Source organism: Lactobacillus porci (assembly GCF_009695985.1).
Taxonomy (GTDB): Bacteria; Bacillota; Bacilli; order Lactobacillales; family Lactobacillaceae; genus Lactobacillus; species Lactobacillus absianus.
In genome coordinates this window covers 33,576-39,669 of the sequence record NZ_VUMX01000020.1, presented here as the reverse complement: position 1 = coordinate 39,669, position 6,094 = coordinate 33,576, and the positions used below count along the sequence as shown (strand labels likewise).

At 48.6% G+C, this 6,094-nt stretch carries 4 protein-coding genes and 2 pseudogenes; 4 read left to right on the top strand and 2 right to left on the bottom strand.

The window, feature by feature from the left end:
* Both FYJ62_RS11000 and FYJ62_RS07600 read left to right on the top strand, forming a co-directional pair.
* Positions 1-248: pseudogene (locus FYJ62_RS11000) on the top strand (hypothetical protein); the annotation flags it as partial.
* 19 nt (positions 249-267) lie between these two features.
* A pseudogene (locus FYJ62_RS07600) lies at positions 268-1,249 on the top strand (IS30 family transposase); the annotation flags it as partial.
* Positions 1,250-1,811: 562 nt separating this feature from the next.
* Here FYJ62_RS07600 and FYJ62_RS07595 read toward each other — a convergent pair.
* On the bottom strand, positions 1,812-2,435 hold the full coding sequence (locus FYJ62_RS07595; RefSeq protein WP_154549102.1) for a CAP domain-containing protein: 624 nt from the start codon (positions 2,433-2,435) through the stop codon (positions 1,812-1,814).
* A gap of 276 nt (positions 2,436-2,711) precedes the next feature.
* Entirely contained in the window at positions 2,712-3,464 is a 753-nt protein-coding gene (locus FYJ62_RS07590) for a PrsW family intramembrane metalloprotease (protein ID WP_154549101.1), read from the bottom strand.
* 340 nt (positions 3,465-3,804) lie between these two features.
* On the opposite strand from FYJ62_RS07590, the gene FYJ62_RS07585 reads away from it, so the two are divergent.
* Together FYJ62_RS07585 and FYJ62_RS07580 are read left to right on the top strand one after the other, a co-directional pair.
* Positions 3,805-5,172 (top strand): aspartate ammonia-lyase, encoded by a 1,368-nt coding sequence (locus FYJ62_RS07585; protein WP_154549100.1) that lies wholly within the window; start codon positions 3,805-3,807, stop codon positions 5,170-5,172.
* 193 nt (positions 5,173-5,365) lie between these two features.
* The gene (locus tag FYJ62_RS07580) at positions 5,366-5,977 is read left to right on the top strand and encodes a DedA family protein (RefSeq protein WP_154549099.1); all 612 of its coding nucleotides are present in this window, start codon (positions 5,366-5,368) and stop codon (positions 5,975-5,977) included.
* The last annotated feature ends 117 nt before the right edge of the window (positions 5,978-6,094 follow it).

The following is a 6,094-nucleotide window of genomic DNA, read 5'->3' as shown; positions in this document are numbered from 1 at the left end:
GTGGAAGCCATGTTCGAGAGCGTGAAAGAGATCTTCCAACTGACAGAAGAGCAGATGGAAAGGTTCACCAAAGCTTTCATTTCCCGCCTCCCGAAGTACATGCAAGAGGCTATATCGCCATCACTAGCAGCATAATTGAATATTTACTGGTTAAACTATTGAGTTTTCAAGGCTTCATAGTTCTTTTTGGTGTGGGAAGTTTAAGTTTCTTATCATATTCGCTTGTAACTTTCCTTTCTAAAACATAACTGAGTTAATACTCGTTTATATCTTAACACTAAACCACGCCAATAGGAAACCCCTTTCAAAAGATGAACGAATTACAATTCAAGTGATGCATTCTATTGACTGCTCAAATCGTGTATGATCAAAAGAGGCACTGTATCCCTTTATATCGGAAATGTGAAACGCAAGACAAAGTTGTCAAGGGGCAAATGACTTATGAGCGCCATAGACGCGAATGCGGCCGTAAGAGCTTGTTCCTTCATCGAAAAGTTCATCAACTATGTATCACAGGTTTCCATAAGCGAGGCTGGTCTCTTGATGCCTGAGTTGGCTATGCTTTAGCCGAAGGCACCTTCCCAAAGGATCAGGTCGTGTCTACCAAGACTCTGTACAACTACGTTGACCTTGGCCTTATGGACATCACGGCCTCCCAAAAAAGGTAAAACGCAATACCAAGGCTCGCCTTATTCGTGCAAACAAGCGCATTCTAGGCCGAAGCATCGATGAACGTAGTCCTAGAATCGATACTCGTAAGGACTTTGGCCACTGAGAATGTGACCTAGTTCTTGGACACAAGACCAAGAATGATGTGCTGCTTACTCTGTATGAACGGGAGACACATCGCTTCTTCATGATCAAGATTGAAGATAAGACTTCAGTCAGCATCATGAAGGCATTTGACAAGATTCGCGAGTTTTATGGATCCAAATGGAACAGAATCTTTAAGTCTATCACAACCGATAACAGCTCCGAGTTCGCGAATCTATCAAATCTTGAGCAAGTTTCCAAGACGCTTGTGTACTATGCTCACCCTTATACATCCTGTGATAAAGGTAGCGTAGGAGGCCGCACCGGGCTTATCAGACGCTATATTCCTAAGGGAAATCGGATGGATAAATGCAGCGCGGAAGACATTGCTAAGATCGAAGTATGGTGCAACTCTCTTCCTCGAAAGATCTTAAACTACAAGACTCCAGAAGAGTGCTTTGATACAGAGTTTGACCATATTTATTGGCGCAGATAGTCAAAATCTACCAGATGTTATTGGTAAGTGTTCAATTTATTCTTGCAATTGACGAAAGATTAGCACAGAGCATGACTGCATTTTTGAAGCTGATTTTTTCAGCCTCGTGAAAGTTAAGGTGTCCGAATATGCTTTTGGGATTGCACGCCTAAAAAGTAAAGGTGATGCGGATTAAGAGCCCCAAAAAATGCTCTTTTTTGGAATAATTTTGAGCAATTGCATAACTTTTGGTACGGTAAAACAGCCTCTTAAGAAGATTTTTGCTCTCTAACTGTAATATTTTAGAAATTAATCATCAAAAAGGCGCGATGCAAAGCGGTGTAATTGTACTTAAGCTGTTTTATTTTTTGGGATAGCTTATTTCAATACGCATGCATTTTCAGTATTTCAGATGACAAAAAGCATCCCCACGATGCATGGATTCTGACAATTCAGTTTTTCCGTGAGCGAGGATGCTTTTCTTTTTCCTTTCTAGTCGCAAAAAAGGTCGCTAGTTTCCTAGCGGCCTTTTCTGTTGTCCCAAAAGCATTGTTTCAGATGGAAAATGGCAACATCAAAACAATTAATTCAAGTCCGACATCACCGAAGCAACATAGATTGCGTTTCCGCTGGTGTATGTGCCAATGCCAATCACGAACTTTTTGCTAGAACTGTCAATGTAGCCCAAATAGTGTCCAACTGTATGGGGCGGGTTGGTCAGATTGTGCCGTTCGTGCCGAATATCACTCGCTTCGTAGTCGTCTTTTTCCGCTTGGACTGTATTATTTGTGTATGTCACAAATCGCTTGACCTGTTCTTTCAAAGGAAGGCCTGCATCAATTTCTAAGTAGCCTAGATCCTCGTCAGAAGTAACTCCAAATTGTTTGTATAAAGTCTTGCCGGAATGGTCGGTTGCGCCAGTTTCCGCAAACTGCTTTACCTTTTCTGCTGCTCTTTGATTTAGGTACGTCTGGTATTCCGGCGTGGTGTCCAGTGTTACCGGACTAACGTTGACCGCGCTCCGGAAGCCATTAATGACGACCAAAAGCTTAGTCCGAGCGCTGGCCTTGTCAGCCTTAGTCCAGTAGTTAAGCGTAGGCATGGTGATCTTGATCGTCACGATTTTCTTAGAGCCATCAGTGTAGGTCACGGGTATGTTGTAGATGCCGGATTGCCCGATAGCCGGACTGGCCTTCAAAGTGTACACGCCGTGTTCCAGCTCAGTAGTGACTTTGAACAGAACTTTTGAGTTGTCGACGGAAACGGACTTAATCGCATCAGACCCAAACTGAATTCTGCCCGTGTTTTTGTTTCTTAGTTTGAATGCAGTGCCACGATAGCTGGTTCCAGGCGTAATTCTGGCATCTTGAGCAATAAGCCCGTACTGATCGGCCTTTGGTCGCTGGATTAGGCGCAGCTTGACTTGGCGTCGATGAAAATCCCCCCGAAATCAGGACGCTAATTTCGGGGGGATTGCTGCTTATTAATATCTGTATCTGCGCCGAACCACTTCAAAGTACTTGTCGTTCTTGGACATCCGGTCGACCAAGATGAAAGAGACAATGAACAAGACGGCAATGAAGGCTAGGAAGACCCACTGCCAGTTAGCGTTCCGGATCGAGGCAATGTAGTCGTAGGCACCGTGAATCGCCGCCGGGACCACCACGGCTACAATCCGGCACAGCTTGGATTTAAAGTTCTTGCCCAAATAGGAGTACCCACGCCCCAAGCCATAGAAGACGCCCATGAAGACGCCAAAGCAGGCATGGCCAGGAATGGCCGTTACCGCTCTGACCAGGGCCGTTGAGAAGCCATAGTAGAGCACGTAGCTGATATTTTCCCATAAGGCAAAGCCCAAGGCCACGAAGACGGCATAGACCACGCCGTCATACTGGCAGTTGAACTCTTCATTATTCCACGACCGGCGCTTCAGGAAGAAGTACTTGCCACCCTCTTCCGCGTAGCCGACGATCACGAAATACATGATGATATTGTACAGTTCCGCCTTTTGCGAGACAAAGTTGACCAGGAGCGCGTTGCCCAGCCACTCAATTGCGCCGGCAACCACTGCCGCCCAGAAGCCACCCTTGACCATGTTCCAGAGCAAGTACGGGCTCTCTGGCTCCAGGCGGTCGGATTGGTAGACCTTGACCATCAGAAAGACGGCCGGAATCGTGGCCGCCAGAATCAGCAGCCAGTTGTAGATTAATATTGGTTCCAGAAAGAAGAAAAACATGTCACTCAAGACCTTTCACATTCAATTCTTTCCAATAATTATAGCAATTTCCGCCGACGGATTTGCGAAAATAAGCAATGAGTTCGAAATCACCTTATTTTCGAAGATTTGCCCCCTTTTTGGTCCGAAAACGTCCCAATTTGCCGCTGGTTTGCCGGTAAAAAATTCCCAAAAGCTAACTTTTTAATAATCGCCTTCCCCAAAGTTGAAAAAATTTAATTTTCATCCCCTATTTTCATCACTTGCGGAAGAATTCGCCCCTTCCTGTTCACATTGGTCTAATTTTATTCTATAGTATTTGCCATAAAGAAATTTACGAAAGAGCGAGGCAAAAAGAGACATGAAAGATTCACGCAGAATTGAAGCAGATTCCATCGGCAGCTTGGCCGTACCCGCAAAAGCTTACTACGGCGTACAAGCGGAGCGGGCCAGCCAGAACTTCAAGATCACCGGCTTGAAGATGAGCCCGGAATTTCTGAGCAACCTGGCCTTGATCAAAAAGGCCGCGGCCATGATCAACCACGAAATTGGTCTAATCGATTCTGACCAAGCCCGGGCCATTGAGCAAGCCTGCGACGAAGTGATCGATGGAAGGTTTTCAGAAGATTTCATCGTGGATCCAGTCCAAGGCGGGGCTGGGACGAGTGCCAACATGAACATGAACGAGGTCATCGCTAACCGGGCCAACGAAATCCTGGGCGGCGAAAAGGGCAAATACGACCTGGTCCACCCAAACGACAATGTCAACATGGCCCAGTCAACCAACGACACCATCCCCACTGCCGGCAAGATGACCACCATCGTCCTGGCTGAAAAGCTGGATGCCGAGCTCACCCGGCTGGAATACGCCTTAAAAGAAAAGGCGGCCGACTTCAAGGACATCATCAAGATGGGCCGGACCCAGCTGCAGGACGCGGTGCCAATGACCTTGGGCGACAGCTTCCACGGCTACGCCTCCATGGTAGTCCGCTGCAAAAAGCGCCTGGCCAAGGCAGTTGAGGAAATGCACGTCATCAACCTGGGCGGGACGGCCATCGGGACGGGGATCAACGCCTCCCAGTTCTACGAAGACCACATCGCCGACCAACTGAGCGAGCTTTTTGGCCGGAAAATGGTCCAAGCCGGCGACCTCTTTGACGCCACTGAAAACCTGGATTCCTTCGTTGAAGTCTCCGGCGCCTTGAAGGCCTTGGCCATCAGCTTGTCCAAGATGTCCAACGACCTGCGCCTCCTGTCCTCCGGCCCGCGCTGCGGCTTAAGCGAAATCAACCTGCCGGCCAAGCAGAACGGCTCATCCATCATGCCAGGCAAGATCAACCCAGTGATCCCGGAAGTCGTCAGCCAGGTCGCCTTCCTGGTCTGCGGCCACGACGCTACCATCACCATGGCCGCGGAAGCTGGGCAGCTGGAATTGAACGCCTTTGAGCCAGTTGTCTTCTACCAATTGTTTGAATCATTTACAGCCATGACCGGCGCAGTTGACACCTTGGTAACCAACTGTATCACCGGGATTACGGCCAACAAGGATCACTGCCGCCAGCTCAAGGAAGGCAGCGTGGGCATCGCAACCGTCCTTTGCCCATACCTGGGCTACCAGGAATCCGCCAAGATCGCCAAGCGGGCCTTGCGCGAAAGAAGAAGCGTCCGTGAGCTGGTCTTGGAGCAGCACCTGATGAGCCCGGACCAATTGGACATTCTGCTGAAATAGGCCGCGGCATTTCAATCCTAGTTTTCTGTCCTTAATTATTCCAATCTCAATCATCTCTTATTTCTACAAGCAGCTAAAGATCAAATCCATGTAAAGCAAGCTCAAAGAACTCTTAAGAAAGCGGCTGACTAACCCTTTCTTAAGAGTTTTTTGCTATCTTGGAAGGAGAATGAATTAGATGCGAGGTTATTTTATGAACGAAACAATCACACAGCTGATCCAGAACTATGGCTACTTGGCGATCGCCGGCCTGATCGCCCTTGAAAACATTTTCCCGCCGATCCCGTCAGAGCTGATTCTGACCTTCGCCGGCTTCATGACCCTGACCACGGGGCTGAACGCCTGGGGCGCGGTTGGGGCGGCCACTGCCGGGGCCCTCTTTGGGGCCTTGATCCTCTACCTCTTGGGCACCGCCTTTGACCGCCAGCGCTTAAACCGCTTGGCCGCCAGCCGCTTTGGCAAGCTCCTGGGGCTGTCTCCGGAAAAAATCGCCAAGACTGAGCGCTACTTTGTCAAGCATGGGAAGAGCGCGGCCTTCTTTGGCCGCTTCGTGCCGGTGGTCCGGAGCCTGATCTCCATCCCAGCGGGCATGAGCCACTTCTCCTTGCGCCATTTTATCGTCTTCACGACCTGCGGGACCTTGATCTGGAACACGGTCTTGATCTTCGCCGGCCGCCTGGCGGGCAGCGCCTATGAGCAGGTCATCGCCAACTACCAGTCCTTCGTGGCTCCAGTCCTCCTGGCCGGCGCCGTCTTGGCCATCTGCTTCTTTGCCTTTAAAAAGGCTAAAAAGGCCGGCAATTAGCTTGCTTTTAATAACTTTTTCTGAAAAAGTCTTGACTTTTATTAATTCCTGATTAGAATTTAATTTAACCGAATAACTTAAAGATGAAGAAGACAGGCGGCAGCACGCATTCTTTTA